This is a genomic window from Mucilaginibacter sp. P2_A5 (assembly GCF_056404995.1).
On the sequence record NZ_JBFUCY010000006.1, the window covers coordinates 95,173 to 112,973 of the forward strand.

Below are 17,801 nucleotides of genomic sequence, written 5' to 3' on the forward strand. Positions count from 1 at the left end.
CACAGTGTTCCACTGTTCCGGTGGAACACCTCTGTACAGGAGCTCGCCTTTCGGGGTTTGGCACCACTTATTGGTGTTGATACCTGCTCAATTTTTCGAAAAGTATTTTTGGATCAAATGGTTTCAGGATATAATCATTCATACCGGCGTTATCTATTTCGCCCATTTGGTTGCTAAGCATAGATGCGGTTAAAGCGATGATAGGCAATTGCTGAAAATATGGTTCGGGATTTGAACGGATAACCTGGGTAGCTTCTAAACCACCCATTTCGGGCATGTGTATATCCATCAATACCACGTTATAATTTTGATTGGTTACTACCTTGTTTACTGCCTCCAGCCCGTTTTCGGCAAAATCGGCATCCGCACCCCATTTTTTAAGGATTTTATTGATCAACAACCTGTTTATCTGGTTATCATCAACTACTAAAACGTTAATTTTCAGTCCTTCTTCCACTTTGTTATTATTGCTATTTAGTTGCTTATCTGCTTTGTTGAAAGTAATGGTAAACCAAAAAGTTGAACCCTGACCTGGCACGCTATCCACATTAATACGTGAATCGTGTAATTCAATAAGGCGTTTACTGATGGCCAGGCCTAAACCTGTGCCCCCATATTTTCGTGTAGTGTCGGCTTCGGCTTGTTTAAACTGCTCAAATATCACATTTATTTTATCAGGCGCAATACCTATACCGGTATCTGTGATCGAAAACCTGATCCTTACATCCTTATCCGTTTCCTGGATAACTTTCAGATCAACATTAACGCCACCTTTTTCGGTAAACTTAACCGCGTTGCTCACCAGGTTTAAAATTATCTGGCTTAAACGGGTCCGGTCGCCTAAAATAATTGACGGCACATCGTCATCAATGCTTTTGCTAAGATATATATTTTTTTCGACTGCCTTGTATTGCAACGAACTGTTAATGCTCTGAACCATATCGCGCAGGTCCAACCGTACACGCTCAAGCTCCACATTACCTGTTTCCATCTTAGCAAAATCAAGAACATCGTTTATCAGCGTCAATAAATTCTCGGCCGAAAATTTAAGAATGCCCAGGTTTTCTTTCTGCGATTCCAGCGGATCTTCATCCAGCAATAAATGCGACATGCCAATAACCGCGTTCAACGGCGTGCGGATTTCATGGCTCATTACCGATATAAACATATCCTTGGCCCTGCTTAGTTGCAGCGCTTCTTCTTTGGCGGCAATTAATTGAATTTCGGCCTTCTTTTTCTCGGTGATATCAATAATTACCTCAACATATTTGTCAACTTTCCCTTTTGCATCTGATATCACCGAATTGATGACAGAAACCCATAATGGCTGACCGTCTTTACGGTATATAAGTAAATCAACCTCAAAAGACTGTTTATTCCGGGAAAGCTCACGGGCCCGTTCAATAATGGCAACATCAGTTAGCGCACCTTTTAATATATCGCCCAAATGTTTGCCGCTTACCTCTTTTATCCGGTAGCCTGTAATTTTTTCAAAAGCTTCATTAACCCACTCAACCCGGCCTTCGCTATTATTGATTACTATGCCACTGGTAACCTTGCTTGCCACGAGCGACAACAGGGTGAGTTCCTCTTCGGCTTTTTTACGTTCGGTGATGTCAACCATTACCCCTATCTGCCTGTCAACCTTACCGGTTTCGTTAAATATCGGGCTATTTGACAGCCAGGTCCATATCGGCGTGCCGTCTTTTTTGTACACTTTTATTTCAACCTCATACGGCCGGTTTTCTTTAACGGCCTGTACGGCGCCTTCAAAAACACTCAGGTCAGAGTCCTTTCCCAATAACGAGGTTCCAATCGCTTTGCCTTCCAGTTCGGCAAACGAATAACCTATTATATCTTCCAAAGCCTGGTTCATCCATAAAAACCGCCCTTCATTATCGCGAATAAATATCCCTCCGGGTGATTTCCTGGCAGCAAATGATAGTATCTCCAGGTCCTGTTCAATCTTCTTCCTGGCCGATATATCAATAATTACCCTGATGTATTTATCAACATCACCCTCGCTGTTACGTATTACAGAATTGATGACAGTGATCCAAAAAGGTTTGCCGCTTTTTGGCGTTACTAAAAGCTCAACCTCATACGATTCTTTATTTTTTATTGAGGCTATCAATTTAGCCTCGGCGGCAGCATCTGCAACAGTACCTTTGAGTGTAGCGCCCAGCCATTTATTTTCAACATCGGCTAAGGTAAAACCGGTAATGTGCTCAAATGCATCATTCACCCAAACAACCTCATCAGCGGCGTTGCTTATTACAACGCCGTTGCTAACCTTGCTTGCCACTAAGGCCAATTGTTCCAGTTCCTGCGAAATATGTTTCTGGTAGGTGATATCGCGGCCACTGGCAAACCATTTGCCGCCGTTGAATGTAACGGACCAGCTTATCCATTTAACATCCTCTCCGGCCGTTAACACACCAGTTTCGATGTCAAACCTGCGTTGCTGCCTGCTTAACCCTGTTTTAAGTAAATTTAATGATTTGAGCCTTTCTTCTTCAGGGAAAAAATTCCAGATGGGCTGGCCAATAGCCTTATCCGGGGCAACGCCCAAAACCGTGTTAGCCGACCGATTGATCTGTTCGATATTAAAATCCCTGTCCATAATACAATGAACATCGGGCGAGCTATCAAAAAGGTTGTAAAAATCCTGGTGAATTTGAAGGTTCTGTTCCAATTCGCGCCTTTGCCTGCGCAATTCAAGGTGCGAGATAACCTCTTTGGCAAGTGTTTTTAACGCATCTTCCTGTTCGGCGCTTAAATGCTTTACTTTTTGATCGAAGACGCAAAGGGCGCCTATGCGGTAGCCCTGCGGATTAACCAGGGGCGCGCTGGCATAAAACCTGATAGCCATTGGGCCTTTTACCATATCAGTGTCGGCAAACAAGTCGTTTTTAGTGGCATCAGGAACTATGATTGTCTCATCACCCAAAATGGTGTAGCGGCAAAAGGAATCTGTTTTGGGGATATAATCAATCGGCAGGCCTATTTTTGATTTAAACCACTGTCTGTGATCGTCAATAAAGGTAATAAAAGCAAAAGGCGCCTGGCATATATAGGATGCCAGGCGCGCTATAGCGTCATATTCTTCTTCGGGCAATGTATCAAGCACATGGTATGATTGCAGCGCGGCTAATCGCTCTTTCTCATTATCTATAAATCCATGCTGCTTTGTTGCCATTTATTCTGATCCTTCTTCGCGATACAATGGAAAATCGTGCATTAGTTTGTGCACCCTTTTGCGAATTTTCTTTATAGAATGCTCATTTTCAGGATCAGAAAGTACCGCATCTATCAATTCCACAATCTCTTCCATATGTTTCTCTTTCATATGGCGGGTGGTGATGGCCGCTGTACCCACACGAATACCTGATGTTACAAACGGCGACTTATCGTCATAAGGCACCATGTTTTTATTAACCGTAATATCGGCGCTAACCAAAGCATTCTCGGCTGCTTTACCGGTAATATTTTTATTACGAAGATCAATCAGCATCAGGTGGTTATCTGTACCCCCCGAAATGATCTGGTATCCGCGTTTTACAAATGCTTCGGCCATGGCTTCGGCATTCTTTTTAACCTGTACAATATATTTCATGTAGCTATCGCTCAAAGCCTCGCCAAAAGCAATGGCTTTAGCCGCAATGATATGCTCTAACGGACCACCCTGGGTACCAGGAAACACGGCCATATCCAGTAAGGACGACATCATCCTGGTTTCGCCTTTTGGTGTTTTTACACCAAAAGGATTTTCGAAATCTTTACCCAATAAAATTAAACCACCGCGCGGGCCGCGTAAGGTTTTATGCGTGGTTGTAGTAACAATATGGCAATGCGGAAGCGGATCTTTCAGCAAGCCACGGGCAATAAGGCCCGATGGGTGCGAAATATCGGCTAATACCAAAGCGCCAACCTCATCGGCAACTGCACGGATAAACTCATAATCCCAATCGCGTGAATAGGCAGAAGCACCACAGATGATCAGTTTTGGTTTTTGCTCCAAAGCGACTCTTTTAAGCTGCTCGTAGTCAATTAAACCGGTTTCTTTAACCACGCCATAAAAATGTGGCTCGTATAATTTACCCGAAAAATTCACCGGCGAACCATGTGTTAAGTGACCACCATGTGAAAGATCAAAGCCTAATATTTTATCGCCAGCTTGTAAGCAGGCCAGCATTACCGCAGCGTTGGCTTGTGCGCCAGAGTGCGGTTGAACGTTTGCCCACTCGGCATTAAACAATTGTTTAGCACGCTCAATGGCAATGGTTTCAATTTCATCAACCACCTCGCAGCCGCCATAGTAGCGTTTACCCGGTAAACCTTCGGCGTATTTGTTGGTAGCAACAGAACCCGCCGCTTCCATTACCTGACGGCTTACAAAATTTTCAGATGCTATTAGCTCAATGCCTTCCTCCTGGCGTTGCTGCTCTTCATCCAAAAGTTTAAATATCAGTTTATCTCTTTTCATTGTGTGTTTTTAACGCTGCTAAGTTAGCTAAAAAGATAGATTTGAGATGGGAGATATGAGATTTGAGACAGAAGTAATTTGAGATTTTACTTGTAAGGAAATTAGCACAATATAATTTGTTATACAAGCAGTTATAACTAATAAGTTTTTGCGACAAGCCTGTTCCCCATACTAACAATGACGGCGCCTGTATTAAAATAAACCGAAATTATTCCGTTTGCTCACAAGACAATCTTTTACCACCATCACCACCTGATAACCAGGCGCTACTTCGTCCCGGGTACAATAATTTTTAACTCTTTGGCAGCTTGTTTAATTTAGAGGAATAAATCCGTTCAAAAATCTTTATCGGCTACCTTTAATGAATGCATCCAAGCTTTCTTGTATAGCAAATTTTAAGGTTGAAGATGCCGGGTTTGCAAACGTCTTGTGCTCTCTATAGGCAACTTCAATATTTTAACAATGTTTTTGCATTATTTTATTGACAACAAAAAAGGCCCTACGAATTATCGTAAAGCCTTGATTATCTGTGGAGAATATCGGAGTCGAACCGATGACCTCTTGCATGCCATGCAAGCGCTCTAGCCAGCTGAGCTAATCCCCCGTTGCGGGTGGCAAATATATAATTTTAAGTATTAAAAAAGAATTTGATTTTAAAAAATTAGCTGCCGGGCCTAAAATCATTATCTAATATCAATTGCATAAATTTTAAATCGAGCCAACGATCAAACTTATAACCAACCTGCTTAAAAGTACCTATCTCTGTAAAACCAAACTTCTGGTGCAGTTTAATACTCGCCGCATTCCCGGCATCAATGCCCGCAATAATAGTATGTATTGGTTGCTGTTTTACTGTTTCGATGAGTTGGAGTAAAAGTTTTCCAGCTATGCCTTGTTGCCTGTAGGCTTTGTGAACGTATACTGAATGCTCAACGGTATACTGGTAGGCAGGCCACGCCCTGAAGGGCCCATAAGTTGCAAATCCGGCTACAATGCCATCAACCTCGGCCACTAAAACAGGAATATTGTGGTTACGCTTATCTTGCAGCCACTGCAGGCGCATATCTATAGTATGGGGTTCATAACTATACACGGCCGTTGTATTCAATATGGCATCATTGTAAATATCAAGTATACCATGGGCATCTTTGATTGATGCCAGCCGGATGGCCAAATCAGTATTTCTGTTTTCCATAGTATTTTAATCCATTATATAAACATAAACCCTGGAAGCAATCTTCAATAGTTTTAGCCGCTGAAGATTATATTGATTACGCCTCTCAATTTTCGTCAAAATTACTTAAATGATGGTTTAAAACTCAAGTCCTTAAAACAAGTAAAGCCCCTGATGGGCAGGGGCCTTTACTAACCAATTATAAACCTAAATTATGAGAAGACTTTTTTTGTTTTTGTATTACGGTGTAAAAGTAACACTAAGTTTTTATATTCTTTTAAATTATTTTGTAATTTTATTGTAACATTTATCAAAACAACTCAATATCCCTGTTTGATTCTCAAAAATACAAATAAATTATTATTAATGTGATAATTTATTTAAAATTTAATTTACATTTTAATAAAGAAGAAAACACCTATTAAATTATTAGATTTCAGTCATTTTTTTTGATCAAAAATCAAAAATTTAACTAAATTATACATTTATAAACACTCCAAATTCAATAAAAGAATGAATTTATAATGTTTTTTGTTCAAATTCTATTCCAAAAAAGACTTATTGAACAAAAAAAGTGATAAAATTTACTTTTTTATTCACTCGCCAATAAAAAAAGTACTTTTATATTGATGTTAGAACTCCTAATCTTTGCAGATATTGTAACCCGTGTACAAAAATTTACTTAAAATAAGCATGACTTTAAAATTGCTTCAGCATTTTTGCGGCCTATTTATGAATTTTTTTATACATGACAACTACCCTGCCTGCAAACATACACCCACATCTAACATTGTTCACTTTATGGGTCATGACTATTGCTACCTGCCTTGTAGTGGCCAATATTTACTACAATCAACCTTTGCTGGCCGATATTGCGCACACCGTTAAAATCTCTGACAAAAAACCCCGCAGGTTTCGCTATAGCGCTTGCCGCACACTTCATCAACTACCAAAAAAACGTACGGAATTAGAGCAAGTGTTCGGTTATTAAATAACAACCGGACACTTTTTTTGTCTGATTACACCATCAGCAGAAAAAAGCCAAAAATGTTTTATTTATTATAAACAACTTAAAAACAATAAGTTAAAAAGAATTACATACAAAAACCATGACATTAAAATGATTTTTTCTGGGGGATAATGTTTTTTTGGCACAGGATTGGAACTGTACCTACCAAACGTAACTGTTATGGCAACCAAAAAGAAAACGGTTAAGGAAGAAGAGAAGGAATGGGCTAATCCTGTAGAGCCTACAAAAATAACAGACGCACGCGATGAAGAGCAAATTTTAAGGCAATACAAAGAAGCAAAACGTCGCAAAGAAAACCTTACCGAAAACCAGGAAACTGAAAAGAAAGATTAAACTAAAAACATTTTAAACATAAAAGCTAAAAAACTATGAAGACTACAAGAAAACCATCAACCAACAAATTAGTAACACGCTTTGATAATGAATTGAAAATATTATTAATGAACGATCTGAAATCAGTTAAAGCTAAAGCAGCCCGGTTGGCAAGCGCGGCATAATTTACAATTCACCTACTTACCTATAAAACATTTAACTATGAAAGCAGCTAAAACAAACCCAGCCATCAGCAAATTAGTTGACCGCTTTGAAGACGAATTGCTAAATATTTTATTGGAAGATCTTAGGAACTTAAGCGTGAGAAATCAATTTATGCACAACAACAAGAAGGTAGCTTTACCAACAACACGTAAAGCTGCCTGATCATCATATATATCTACATCTACCTATTAAGTACAACATCACACCTATGAAAACGATAGAGCCCTGCTAAAACAGGGCTTTATTTTTTTGCGGCATATTTAACAATCAGACCTGCAGTTTTGGCCGATGCGCCCGGCTGCCCCATCCTTTGGTCAAGAGCATCATAATCTTTTAGCATTGTTTCACGATAAGTACCCTGGCTAACTATGGCAGTAAGTTCGGCAGCTATTTTTATTTCGTTGCAATCGTCCTGGATGAGTTCTTTTACTATCTCCCTGTTTACAATGAGGTTAACCAGCGATATAAATTTAATTTTTATCAGCATGCGGGCTATAGCGATGGTTAATGCGTTGCCTTTATAAACCACAACCTGCGGCACGTTGAACAATGCAGTCTCCAAAGTAGCTGTTCCGGAGGCAACAATGGCAGCATGCGCGTTGGTGAGTAAATCATAAGTAGCGTTAAATATTACCGGAATATTTGTATCCTTCACAAACTGACTGTAAAACTCAGGTTTAAATGATGGCGCCCCTGCTATGACAAACTGGTAATCTGTAAACTGCCCGGCCACGGCAATCATCTCTGGCAATAAATAGTTTATTTCTTGTTTACGGCTACCAGGCAACAGCGCAATTATTTTTTTACCCGATATATTATTCTGCTTTAAAAATTCGGGGTTAGCCTCAAACGCGGTTATGGCATCCAAAAGCGGGTTGCCTACATAATCAACGTCCATTCCCCAGCTTTTATAAAAATCAACCTCAAAAGGCAGTATGCAAAACAGGTGGTCAACTATCCGCTTGATTTTTAAAACCCGTTTTTGATTCCAGGCCCAAACTTTGGGCGAAATGTAGTAGTTAACCGACAGACCAATGGTTTTGGCGTATTCCGCGATCTTCAAATTAAAGCCGGGGAAATCTATCAGCACCAAAACATCGGGTTGGTATCCAGCAATATCATCCTTGCAGGCTTTCAGGTTTTTAAGGATGGTGCGCAGGTTAACAACAACCTCCACAAAACCCATAAAGGCCATATCGGCATAGTGCTTCACCAGGGTTCCGCCTTCGGCCAGCATTAGGTCGCCGCCAAAAAAACGAAATTCAGCCGCCGGGTCAAGCTCCTTTAGTGCCTTCATCAGGTTCGCCCCGTGTAAATCGCCCGAAGCTTCGCCGGCTACCAGGTAGTATTTCATCGGATGGGTTGTAATTTGAGTAAAAACACCGCTGCGGTAAATACAAAGGTGATCAATATCATCCCCGTGCCTGTGTTGTCTTTGCCTTGCTTAAAACAATACCTGATGATAAAAAGATTAAGCGCTATTGCAATCAAATAAGGTATGCCCGGCTTATTTAGTATCAAAAAGTTGCCTTTAAGCAGGTACAAGAAAATGAACAGGCTGATACCGGGCAGTACAGCCCCGGCAAGCAAACCAGTTACTAAACTATTATTTTTAAGCATGTATTTTATTTAGCACAGCAATTTACACATTAAATGCCCAGGTGTTTAAAAATGGAATGGCATGGTGGGCCGTCATATCAAACTGAACAGGTACTACCGATGCGTAATTATGCTCCAGGGCCCATACATCGGTATCCTCGCCGCCATCATTTAACTGAAAAACGCCGGTAAGCCAGTAATAGGGCCGTTTATGCGGATCGACCCTTTCATCAAACTCCTCGGCCCATTTGGCGTTGGCCTGGCGGCAAATTTTTATTCCCTTGATATCATGAGTATTCGGAAAATTTACGTTGAGGAGTGTGTTCGCCGGCAAACCATTAGCTAAAACCTGTAAGGCAAGTTCCTTAACATATTTAATGCAGTGGCTAAAGTTGGCATCCAGGTTATAATCATCTAAAGAAAAACCAATAGACGGAATACTTTCGATAGCACCTTCAACCGCGGCCGACATGGTGCCCGAATACAATACGTTAATGGAATTATTTAAACCATGATTGATGCCCGATACACAAAGATCGGGCTTTTGCCCTTTGAATACTTTATTAACGGCCAGCTTCACACAATCAACCGGCGTACCAGAGCAGCGGTACATTTCAATGCCTTCGTAAATGTCAACCTTATCTAAACGCAAGGGCTTGCCAATAGTAATAGCATGCCCCATACCCGATTGCGGACTATCGGGCGCAACAACCACTACCCTGCCTATACCGCTCATCGCCTCAATTAAAACTTTAATACCGGGAGCGGTTATACCATCATCATTAACAACAAGAATATTTGGTTTCGCTGTTTTCATTGTGCGAAATTAGTTATATTTGATTTATGCTCACTGCTGATAAGAAAAAGAAATACACCGTTGATGATTACCTGCTGCTGGAAGAAGGTGCACCTTTTCAGTTGATAAACTATGATTTGATTATGTCGCCATCGCCTCTTGCCATCCATCAACAAATATTATATGAATTATCAGAAATAGCGGTATTGCACCGCATAAGTCAGGGCCGAAAGGGTCAATGGCTTTATTCATCCATGGATGTGAAATTTGATGATGGAAATATTCTACAGCCAGATATGCTATACATTAGCGAAGAGCGAAAATCTGAGTTAATTAAAGATCGTATTGAAGGCGCTCCCGACCTTGTTATCGAGATCCTCTCTCCTTCAAATGCGTATTATGATTTAAGGCAGAAGAAAGACATATACGAAAAATACGGCGTAAAAGAATACATCATTATTGACCCGATAGCGCAAAACGCCGACCTTTACGCGTTGAGGGATGGCGCTTATTACCTTCATCAAAAAGCACAAAAAAGCGAAACACTCAACTCTTTAATCTTGCCCGGTTTTGCAATAGAACTTGCAAAGATTTTCAAATAAAAAGGCCCCGTTCCCGGAGCCTTTTCAATATTATAAACTGTTTATCCATTTCACCAGCTCATCGCGCGTTTTACCCGTTTTTTGCTGGAGTTTTCCTAATGTCTCATCGTCTTTGCCTTCTTCGTAGGCTAAGTCGTCATCCGTCAGGTCGCCATATGCTTGTTTTATCTTACCCTTCAATTCATTCCAGCTACCCTTAATTTGTAATTTGTCCATTATGTTTTTTATTTAGATGTATTTGTACAACACCCGGGGAACAATATGGTTTTTGAGGAAGAATCAAGAGTTAAGAATCAAGAATTAAGACAAAGCGCACATGGCTGATTAACATCAGCTGACAGAAAAAATCTTAACTCTTGATTCTTGCATCTTGACTCTATTGTACCACAAATTGCTTCAGCACCTTTCGTTCAAAATCATGGGATGGCCACAGCTCTATTTTGTAATGATCTGTACCCTCATCCGCTTCAGGGTCATTGTTGGCCAAATCGTACGAATAAACCCTGATGCGGTAGTAGCCCGGCGTTACTATAGCCTTTAACTGAATTTTGCTGTCGGGGTAATCAAGAACTTCCAATATCCCCGAACTTATCCTTACCCCGGCCTCAACTACGTGATCGTATTTTTTAAAATCCTTTTCCCTGCTTGCAGCATCCAGTATATCAAGCTGTGCTTTTACATGGCCAAAACTTTCAATGCTGATGCCCACTATATCCCTGTCCTTTGCAGTCGCCATTCTATCGGCATATGCCGACGACGTCCAAAAACCAGGGTCGCCGGTTTCGCCGGTAAAAGCCGAATCGCAAAGGTAAAACTGGTTCTCTTTGGTAAAAAAATCGAGCCTGTATCGTGCAGAAGGGCGGCCCGTAAAAGAAAAAAATGCCGTTGACACCGTTAAAAAAAGAAGCAATAATGTACGATGTAACTGTAGTTTATTGATGCAATAAGATAGCATGACGCAAGGTACTAAAAAAGCGCAAAGGGATAATCGTCATTATATAAAAGCAAAAAGCCAAGAACCAAAGATTTAACTATCTTGATTCTTGACTCTTAATTTTTGACTCTCTTCCCTACAAAGCTCCCGCCTTAATTTCTTCAACCACTGCTGGGTCAAGCAAGGTGGAGGTATCGCCTAAGTTGGATGTTTCCCCCTCGGCTATTTTGCGCAAAATACGGCGCATAATTTTTCCTGATCGGGTTTTTGGCAGTCCGGTCACAAACTGGATTTTATCCGGTTTGGCTATGGCGCCTATAATGCGGGCAACAGTCATGGTAATATCCTTACGTGCAAGTTCCGCATCGCCATGCTGGTTAGGGCATACCACAAAAGCATAAACGCCCTGCCCCTTAATGTCATGCGGATAACCCACAACTGCCGATTCCACCACGCTACTGTGCATATTGATAGCATTCTCTACCTCGGCGGTGCCAATGCGGTGACCAGATACGTTCAATACATCGTCAACCCGACCTGTAATGCGGTAGTAGCCATCATCGTCCCTTAAACAGCCGTCGCCGGTAAAGTACATGTTTTCGTAGGTAGCAAAGTAAGTTGTACGGCAGCGCTCATGGTCGCCATAAGTAGTGCGCAGCATACCCGGCCATGGAAATTTGATGCAAAGGTTACCGCTTACGCCATTACCTTCTATTACTTTGCCATTTTCGTCAACCAGAACCGGCTGTACGCCTGGCAAAGGTAAAGTTGCGTAACCTGGTTTAGTTGGGGTAATACCGGCAATAGGCGATATCATAATACCTCCGTTTTCTGTTTGCCACCAGGTATCAACGATGGGGCTTTTGCCGTGGCCGATCTTTTCATCGTACCAATGCCAGGCTTCCTCGTTTATCGGCTCCCCTACCGAACCCAATTTAGTTAACGAGCTCAGGTCTTTACCTTTCAGCGGCTCTTCGCCAAAACTCATTAATGAGCGGATAGCGGTTGGCGCGGTATATAATATATTTACTTTAAACTTATCTACAATATCCCAAAAACGGCCGGCATCCGGATAGGTTGGCACACCTTCAAACATCAAGGTTGTTGCGCCTTGCGATAACGGGCCATATACAATATATGAGTGCCCGGTTATCCAGCCGATATCGGCAGTACAAAAATATACCTCGCCTTTGTTGTACTGAAATACGTTGGCAAAAGTATAGCCGGTATAAACCATATACCCACCGGTAGTATGCACCACACCTTTAGGCTTACCTGTTGATCCGGACGTATACAAAATAAATAACATATCCTCGGCATCCATTACCTCGGCAGGGCAATCCGGGTTACCCTGGGTTTCTACCTTTTTAACTTCATCTTCCCACCAAACATCACGGCCTTTTATCATGGATACCGGTGTGCGGCTGCGGGTTAAAACGATTACTCTTTTGACCGACCGGCATTGCACCAACGCATCGTCAATAACGCTTTTTAATGGAATGGCTTTATTGGCCCGGAAACCACCATCGGCAGTAATAACTATATTACACTCAGCATCGTTTATCCTATCGGCGATGGATTGTGCCGAGAAACCGCCGAATACCACGGAATGGACAGCGCCAATACGGGCGCAGGCCAAAACAGCAATAGCCAGTTCGGGAATCATAGGCATGTAAATACAAATACGGTCGCCTTTTTTTGCGCCATTGTTTTTTAAAACATTGGCAAACTGGCAAACTTTATCGTGCAGCTGGCGATAGGTTAATATCCGGTGATCTTCCTGCGGATCATTAGGCTCCCAAATGATGGCCGGTTTATCGCCAATAGTATCGAGGTGACGGTCGAGGCAGTTTTCGGTTATATTAAGCTTAGCCCCTTGGAACCATTTTATTTTAGGCTCTTTAAAGTTCCAATCCAGCACTTTATCCCACTTTTTTTGCCATAAAAAGTTCTCGGCTATACCGGCCCAAAATTCTTCGGGCTGCTCAATACTTTGCTGGTATACCTGCTTGTATTCGTCAAATGATGTAATCTTCATAGTGTTTATAATGGAGGGCCTAATTTAATAATTTATATATGATGTAAATATTAATTCTGTAACTTTTTAAAATTATTTAAAAAGTACATAAAAGATTAACTTCTATGTTTTTCTGTATTCAATAAAAAAGTTATTTTTATAAGCGCTGCTGACTACACAAAACGAAGTATTAAAGAATTTCTTTCGTTTTAGGTAATGCGTAACAAACCTTAATCATGACATCCAAAATAACACTACCAATAATAGCAATTAGCCTACTAATATTTGCTTGTAAAAAACCAGCTCCAACACAAGTAAAGATTTACAGCAGCAGCGGGATAGAGACTTTGAACGGCCACGTGAAAGAAATATATTCCTCATCGTCATCTTCAAAACACAATTTCTCCAGACTGACATTTGATAATGAGGGCCGTATGTCTGCCTTGAGTATTAGCTGGTTGAATGTTGTTACAACAGACGATAAAACGGATTCCACAGTAGAAAAAGAAAATACTGTTTATAATTATCATTACGAAGGTGATAAGGTAACGTCAATAATTTGTGAAGTAGGTTCCGCCGGTTCGAATTTCTCATCAACATTGAAAATCGATGCTTTAGGCCGGTTAATGAATAACAAGGGGGATACAACAGCAGAGAGTTATGACGTAAACAGTTACAAATATGATAAGAAAAATAATCTAACAGAGTATGCAAACTATCAATCGGGAATAAAAGTTGAACCTACTATATTTAGATTCAAGTACGACAAGCAAGGTCGCGTTATTGAAGAGAGCTTATGTTCACCTTATGGTGGCACTTATCAAAGAAAAACCTATGAATACACAACCTTAGATTCAAAGAAAAACTGGATTAAGGCAATAGTTCGTTTTAAAAATTACATGACCTCAGAATCTGATTCAAGAACAGACACCATAACCCGTAAAATCACCTATTATTGAGACAATTAATGTCCCGAAAATCTTTTTGAATTATTTTTAATACCGCTATTGAATATTTGATTAAAAAGTCTGATATTTGCAAACTCTTTTTGAATAAAGGGTTGATAATTAAAAATATTTGTCATGTCAAGAATTTGTGATCTAACAGGAAAAGCATCTATAGTTGGTAACAACGTTTCTAACTCAAACGTTAAAACTAAACGCAGATTTCATCCTAACTTAAAACTTAAAAAGTTTTATATCCCTGAAGAGGATAAATGGATTACCTTAAAGGTATCTACTTCAGCAGTAAAAACTATCACCAAAAATGGTATTACTGCCTGTATCAATAAATTTGTAAAAAAAGGATACATTTAGTAGTTGTACGTTAACGGTTTTACGAATTGTAAAATTGACAACGTACAAGGTATAATTTGAAAAAATTACGTAAGCCGTGACGGTGACGCGTACAACATAAAAAGAAAATGGCAAAAAAAGGCAACAGGGTTCAGGTTATATTAGAGTGTACTGAACACAAAACAAGCGGTATGCCAGGCATGTCTCGCTATATTACCACCAAGAACAAAAAAAATACCACTGAAAGACTGGAAATGAAAAAATTCAACCCGGTTTTAAGGAAAGTAACTGTTCATAAAGAGATTAAGTAATTGGTTGATTAAGTTGATTGGTTGATTAGGTTTAGATCCCTGACCATCAGTTAACTCACTAATTCAATGATTCACTAATTCAATAATTAAAAGAAATGGCAAAGAAAGTAGTTGCAACACTGAAAGTAGCAGGTAAAGGCAAAGAATATTCAAAAGTTATCACAATGAACAAATCACCAAAAACAGGTGCTTATTCATTCAAAGAGCAAATTGTTCCTAACGACGCTGTTAAGGACATCATTGCGGGCAAATAATATTTGCTTAAACTTTTGATCAAAATATCGAAGCCGTCTTGTTTTTACGAGAGGGCTTTTTGTTTTGATATGCAAATTATACAGATGTGCAAATTTCAAATGTGCAAATATGCAGATGAGAAAAATATATCACTTATTACAGCATAGTGATTAATCTGCACATCTAAAATCTGCACATTTGCATATCAATTATCTGCACATCTGTAATCTAAAATCTGCACATCTAAAATGGGATTATTTGATTTTTTTAAGAAAAAGGAAAATACACAGCAAGAGCAGCAAGCCCTTGATACCGGTTTAGAAAAAACCAAGGATAATTTTTTTTCAAAGATAACCAAGGCCGTCGCAGGTAAATCAACCGTTGATGATGATGTGCTGGATGATTTGGAAGAGATCCTGGTAACATCAGACGTAGGTGTAAAAACCACGCTCAAGATCATCGAACGCATACAGGAACGTGTGGCCCGCGATAAATACATCGGCACCGGCGAACTGAATGTACTGCTCAAAGACGAGATCCAAAAACTCCTGGCCGAAAATAACAGTAACGATTTCCGCAATTTTGAATATGGCGATCATAAGCCCTATGTAATTATGGTGGTTGGTGTTAACGGTGTAGGTAAAACTACTACTATTGGCAAATTGGCCCATAAGCTAAAGCAGGCCGGCAATAAAGTAGTGCTTGGCGCTGCTGATACCTTCCGTGCCGCGGCCGTTGATCAATTGCAGCTTTGGGGCAAACGGGTTGACGTTAAAGTTGTTGCCCAGCCGATGGGGTCTGATCCGGCTTCTGTAGCTTATGATACCCTTCGCTCGGCTGTAGCTAATGGTGATGATGTAGCTATAATAGATACTGCCGGCCGTCTGCACAATAAAGTAGGCCTGATGAACGAGCTTACCAAAATTAAAAATGTGATGCAAAAGGTAATTCCCGGCGCACCACACGAAATATTATTGGTACTGGATGCATCAACAGGCCAAAACGCCATTGAACAATGCAAACAATTTACCGAAGCCACCAATGTAAATGCCCTGGCTTTAACTAAGCTTGATGGCACAGCCAAAGGTGGTGTGGTAATAGGGATATCAGATCAGTTTAAAATCCCGGTAAAATATATAGGTGTAGGTGAAGGTGTGGAGCACTTGCAATTATTTGACAGGCAGGCGTTCGTCGATTCCTTATTCAAACAGTAAAAATCATGTCATTGCGAAGAGGAACAACGAAGCAATCTCTTCTCTTGCAATTCAATCCTTTATAGTTCGCGATTGCTTCGTTCCTCGCAATGACAATTTTTTCATTGCAATGATTAGTGTGTTATGAAGACAAAAGAAATTTCCCGGCCAATTGCCAAACCCGTTAAACAACGTGTTAACGTGGTTACTTTAGGCTGTTCAAAAAACATATACGATTCTGAGATATTGATGGGCCAGCTGAAAGGCAACCAGTTTGATGTGGTGCACGAGGCCGAAAAAGTAGGTAAAAACGATATCATCGTTATCAATACCTGCGGCTTTATCGATAACGCTAAACAGGAATCCATTGATACCATCCTCCAATATAGCGAACTTAAAGAGCAAGGCAAAGTTGGCAAAGTAATAGTTACCGGTTGCTTAAGCGAACGTTACAAACCTGAACTGGAGGCCGAAATAACCAATGTTGATGCCTATTTTGGCACCAATGACCTGCAAAACCTGCTGGCTTCTGTAGGTGCAAACTACAAACACGAACTGATTGGCGAACGTTTATTAACCACGCCATCGCATTTTGCTTATTTTAAAATAGCCGAAGGTTGTAACCGCCCATGTTCTTTCTGCGCCATCCCTTTGATGCGTGGTAAACACCTGAGCACTCCTATTGATCAATTGGTTAAGGACGCTCAAAACCTGGTTAAAAACGGCACCAAAGAGTTAATTCTTATTGCGCAAGACCTTACCTATTACGGTTTGGATCTGTACGGTAAACGTAACCTGGATGAGTTACTACGCCGCCTGAGCGATGTTAACGGTGTAGAGTGGATCAGGCTGCAATACGCTTACCCATCCGGCTTCCCGATGGAGGTTTTGGATGTAATGAACGAACGTGATAACATTTGCAAATACATGGATATGCCCTTGCAGCACATCAGCGATGATATGCTTAAATCTATGCGCCGTGGTATCACCAAACAAAAAACAATCGATCTGGTAAACCAGATTCGTGATAAAGTACCCGGCATAGCCATGCGTACTACCCTCATCACCGGCTACCCGGGCGAAACCCAACAAGATTTTGAAGAAATGGCCCAATGGGTCGAGGATACTAAATTCGATCGTTTAGGTTGCTTCACTTACTCGCACGAGGAAAAAACACATGCCCATTCATTGGTTGATGATGTACCCGACGAAGTAAAACAAGAACGTGCCGACGCCATTATGGAGATTCAGCAGGGTATTTCTTTTGATAAGAACCAGGAAAAAATTGGCCACACATTTAAGGTTTTGGTTGATAAAAAAGACGGCAATTACTTTGTTGGCCGCACAGAATTTGATTCGCCCGAGGTTGATAACGAGGTTTTAATTGATGCCAGCATTGATTATGCGACCGTTGGCAGCTTTGTTAACGTGAAGATAGACAGCGCCGAAGACTTTGACCTTTATGGACAAATTGTAAAATAATATTAATTTGCGGCTTGCTGTTGAGTGATTTGAGATTAAAAATCTAATTTCGGCATCAGCATTTAATAATTGGTGCTGGCCTGGTGTTCGACATTTGATTTTTCTTAAATC

The 17,801-nt window shown here is 40.6% G+C and carries 19 protein-coding genes and 1 tRNA gene; 10 read left to right on the forward strand and 10 right to left on the reverse strand.

Features of this window, described 5'->3' with window-relative positions; translation table 11 throughout:
* Positions 1-67: 67 nt before the first annotated feature.
* The 4 genes from AC1DXF_RS06965 to AC1DXF_RS06980 form a co-directional block, all read right to left on the reverse strand.
* A complete protein-coding gene (locus AC1DXF_RS06965) occupies positions 68-3,199 on the reverse strand; it encodes a PAS domain S-box protein (RefSeq protein WP_477447497.1) in 3,132 nt (1,043 codons plus the stop codon).
* The gene (gene glyA, locus AC1DXF_RS06970) at positions 3,200-4,486 is read right to left on the reverse strand and encodes a serine hydroxymethyltransferase (protein ID WP_477447499.1); all 1,287 of its coding nucleotides are present in this window, start codon (positions 4,484-4,486) and stop codon (positions 3,200-3,202) included. It abuts the gene before it with no gap.
* Positions 4,487-5,016: 530 nt separating this feature from the next.
* A tRNA-Ala gene (locus AC1DXF_RS06975) sits at positions 5,017-5,090 on the reverse strand.
* 57 nt (positions 5,091-5,147) lie between these two features.
* On the reverse strand, positions 5,148-5,681 hold the full coding sequence (locus AC1DXF_RS06980; protein WP_477447501.1) for an N-acetyltransferase family protein: 534 nt from the start codon (positions 5,679-5,681) through the stop codon (positions 5,148-5,150).
* A 1,168-nt stretch (positions 5,682-6,849) separates the two neighbouring features.
* Here AC1DXF_RS06980 and AC1DXF_RS06985 point away from each other — a divergent pair.
* The 3 genes from AC1DXF_RS06985 to AC1DXF_RS06995 are packed head-to-tail and all read left to right on the forward strand — an operon-like array spanning position 6,850 to position 7,389.
* Positions 6,850-7,023 carry a hypothetical protein gene (locus AC1DXF_RS06985; RefSeq protein WP_477447503.1) on the forward strand — a complete coding sequence of 58 codons (174 nt, stop codon included), beginning with the start codon at positions 6,850-6,852 and terminating at the stop codon, positions 7,021-7,023.
* Between the two features lie 35 nt (positions 7,024-7,058).
* Positions 7,059-7,187 carry a hypothetical protein gene (locus AC1DXF_RS06990; protein WP_477447505.1) on the forward strand — a complete coding sequence of 43 codons (129 nt, stop codon included), beginning with the start codon at positions 7,059-7,061 and terminating at the stop codon, positions 7,185-7,187.
* Positions 7,188-7,224: 37 nt separating this feature from the next.
* Entirely contained in the window at positions 7,225-7,389 is a 165-nt protein-coding gene (locus AC1DXF_RS06995; RefSeq protein WP_477447507.1) for a hypothetical protein, read from the forward strand.
* A 79-nt stretch (positions 7,390-7,468) separates the two neighbouring features.
* On the opposite strand, the gene lpxB is transcribed toward AC1DXF_RS06995, so the two are convergent.
* Genes lpxB through surE form a run of 3 tightly spaced genes read right to left on the reverse strand, consistent with a single transcriptional unit; the run spans position 7,469 to position 9,643 of the window.
* Positions 7,469-8,581, reverse strand: a complete 1,113-nt coding sequence (gene lpxB, locus AC1DXF_RS07000) for a lipid-A-disaccharide synthase (protein ID WP_477447509.1) — start codon at positions 8,579-8,581, stop codon at positions 7,469-7,471.
* Positions 8,578-8,847, reverse strand: coding sequence for a hypothetical protein (locus tag AC1DXF_RS07005; RefSeq protein ID WP_477447511.1), 270 nt, complete (start codon positions 8,845-8,847; stop codon positions 8,578-8,580). The genes lpxB and AC1DXF_RS07005 overlap by 4 nt, the downstream gene beginning before the upstream one ends.
* Before the next feature lie 22 nt (positions 8,848-8,869).
* Positions 8,870-9,643, reverse strand: coding sequence for a 5'/3'-nucleotidase SurE (surE, locus tag AC1DXF_RS07010; protein ID WP_477447513.1), 774 nt, complete (start codon positions 9,641-9,643; stop codon positions 8,870-8,872).
* Between the two features lie 26 nt (positions 9,644-9,669).
* Here surE and AC1DXF_RS07015 point away from each other — a divergent pair, with 26 nt between their 5' ends.
* On the forward strand, positions 9,670-10,224 hold the full coding sequence (locus tag AC1DXF_RS07015; protein ID WP_477447515.1) for a Uma2 family endonuclease: 555 nt from the start codon (positions 9,670-9,672) through the stop codon (positions 10,222-10,224).
* A gap of 30 nt (positions 10,225-10,254) precedes the next feature.
* Here AC1DXF_RS07015 and AC1DXF_RS07020 read toward each other — a convergent pair whose 3' ends face one another.
* The 3 genes from AC1DXF_RS07020 to acs all read right to left on the reverse strand — a co-directional run bounded on the left by AC1DXF_RS07020 (position 10,255) and on the right by acs (position 13,196).
* Positions 10,255-10,440 (reverse strand): CsbD family protein, encoded by a 186-nt coding sequence (locus AC1DXF_RS07020; RefSeq protein ID WP_477447517.1) that lies wholly within the window; start codon positions 10,438-10,440, stop codon positions 10,255-10,257.
* Between the two features lie 160 nt (positions 10,441-10,600).
* Entirely contained in the window at positions 10,601-11,179 is a 579-nt protein-coding gene (locus tag AC1DXF_RS07025; protein WP_477447519.1) for a hypothetical protein, read from the reverse strand.
* A 115-nt stretch (positions 11,180-11,294) separates the two neighbouring features.
* Positions 11,295-13,196 carry an acetate--CoA ligase gene (gene acs / locus AC1DXF_RS07030; protein ID WP_477447521.1) on the reverse strand — a complete coding sequence of 634 codons (1,902 nt, stop codon included), beginning with the start codon at positions 13,194-13,196 and terminating at the stop codon, positions 11,295-11,297.
* A gap of 215 nt (positions 13,197-13,411) precedes the next feature.
* Here acs and AC1DXF_RS07035 point away from each other — a divergent pair, with 215 nt between their 5' ends.
* The 6 genes from AC1DXF_RS07035 (at position 13,412) to rimO (ending at position 17,690) form a co-directional block, all read left to right on the forward strand.
* Positions 13,412-14,134, forward strand: coding sequence for a hypothetical protein (locus AC1DXF_RS07035; protein WP_477447523.1), 723 nt, complete (start codon positions 13,412-13,414; stop codon positions 14,132-14,134).
* A 123-nt stretch (positions 14,135-14,257) separates the two neighbouring features.
* Positions 14,258-14,491 carry a 50S ribosomal protein L28 gene (gene rpmB / locus AC1DXF_RS07040; protein ID WP_090641306.1) on the forward strand — a complete coding sequence of 78 codons (234 nt, stop codon included), beginning with the start codon at positions 14,258-14,260 and terminating at the stop codon, positions 14,489-14,491.
* Positions 14,492-14,598: 107 nt separating this feature from the next.
* On the forward strand, positions 14,599-14,781 hold the full coding sequence (gene rpmG, locus AC1DXF_RS07045) for a 50S ribosomal protein L33 (RefSeq protein ID WP_067063463.1): 183 nt from the start codon (positions 14,599-14,601) through the stop codon (positions 14,779-14,781).
* A gap of 95 nt (positions 14,782-14,876) precedes the next feature.
* On the forward strand, positions 14,877-15,035 hold the full coding sequence (locus tag AC1DXF_RS07050; RefSeq protein ID WP_090641302.1) for a DUF4295 domain-containing protein: 159 nt from the start codon (positions 14,877-14,879) through the stop codon (positions 15,033-15,035).
* A 228-nt stretch (positions 15,036-15,263) separates the two neighbouring features.
* Entirely contained in the window at positions 15,264-16,229 is a 966-nt protein-coding gene (ftsY, locus tag AC1DXF_RS07055; protein ID WP_477447525.1) for a signal recognition particle-docking protein FtsY, read from the forward strand.
* A gap of 123 nt (positions 16,230-16,352) precedes the next feature.
* Complete coding sequence (gene rimO / locus AC1DXF_RS07060) at positions 16,353-17,690, forward strand: 30S ribosomal protein S12 methylthiotransferase RimO (RefSeq protein ID WP_477447527.1); 1,338 nt, start codon at positions 16,353-16,355, stop codon at positions 17,688-17,690.
* The last annotated feature ends 111 nt before the right edge of the window (positions 17,691-17,801 follow it).

Bases quoted from the DNA above. Each gene is read 5' to 3' on its own strand.
- glyA (WP_477447499.1), bottom strand. From the start codon at position 4,486: ATGAAAAGAGATAAACTGATATTTAAACTTTTGGATGAAGAGCAGCAA.
- rpmB (WP_090641306.1), top strand. From the start codon at position 14,258: ATGTCAAGAATTTGTGATCTAACAGGAAAAGCATCTATAGTTGGTAAC.
- AC1DXF_RS07020 (WP_477447517.1), bottom strand. From the start codon at position 10,440: ATGGACAAATTACAAATTAAGGGTAGCTGGAATGAATTGAAGGGTAAG.
- AC1DXF_RS07050 (WP_090641302.1), top strand. From the start codon at position 14,877: ATGGCAAAGAAAGTAGTTGCAACACTGAAAGTAGCAGGTAAAGGCAAA.
- rimO (WP_477447527.1), top strand. From the start codon at position 16,353: ATGAAGACAAAAGAAATTTCCCGGCCAATTGCCAAACCCGTTAAACAA.
- AC1DXF_RS06985 (WP_477447503.1), top strand. From the start codon at position 6,850: ATGGCAACCAAAAAGAAAACGGTTAAGGAAGAAGAGAAGGAATGGGCT.
- AC1DXF_RS07015 (WP_477447515.1), top strand. From the start codon at position 9,670: ATGCTCACTGCTGATAAGAAAAAGAAATACACCGTTGATGATTACCTG.
- AC1DXF_RS06990 (WP_477447505.1), top strand. From the start codon at position 7,059: ATGAAGACTACAAGAAAACCATCAACCAACAAATTAGTAACACGCTTT.
- ftsY (WP_477447525.1), top strand. From the start codon at position 15,264: ATGGGATTATTTGATTTTTTTAAGAAAAAGGAAAATACACAGCAAGAG.
- AC1DXF_RS07035 (WP_477447523.1), top strand. From the start codon at position 13,412: ATGACATCCAAAATAACACTACCAATAATAGCAATTAGCCTACTAATA.
- lpxB (WP_477447509.1), bottom strand. From the start codon at position 8,581: ATGAAATACTACCTGGTAGCCGGCGAAGCTTCGGGCGATTTACACGGG.
- AC1DXF_RS07005 (WP_477447511.1), bottom strand. From the start codon at position 8,847: ATGCTTAAAAATAATAGTTTAGTAACTGGTTTGCTTGCCGGGGCTGTA.
- surE (WP_477447513.1), bottom strand. From the start codon at position 9,643: ATGAAAACAGCGAAACCAAATATTCTTGTTGTTAATGATGATGGTATA.
- AC1DXF_RS06965 (WP_477447497.1), bottom strand. From the start codon at position 3,199: ATGGCAACAAAGCAGCATGGATTTATAGATAATGAGAAAGAGCGATTA.
- AC1DXF_RS06980 (WP_477447501.1), bottom strand. From the start codon at position 5,681: ATGGAAAACAGAAATACTGATTTGGCCATCCGGCTGGCATCAATCAAA.
- AC1DXF_RS06995 (WP_477447507.1), top strand. From the start codon at position 7,225: ATGAAAGCAGCTAAAACAAACCCAGCCATCAGCAAATTAGTTGACCGC.
- acs (WP_477447521.1), bottom strand. From the start codon at position 13,196: ATGAAGATTACATCATTTGACGAATACAAGCAGGTATACCAGCAAAGT.
- rpmG (WP_067063463.1), top strand. From the start codon at position 14,599: ATGGCAAAAAAAGGCAACAGGGTTCAGGTTATATTAGAGTGTACTGAA.
- AC1DXF_RS07025 (WP_477447519.1), bottom strand. From the start codon at position 11,179: ATGCTATCTTATTGCATCAATAAACTACAGTTACATCGTACATTATTG.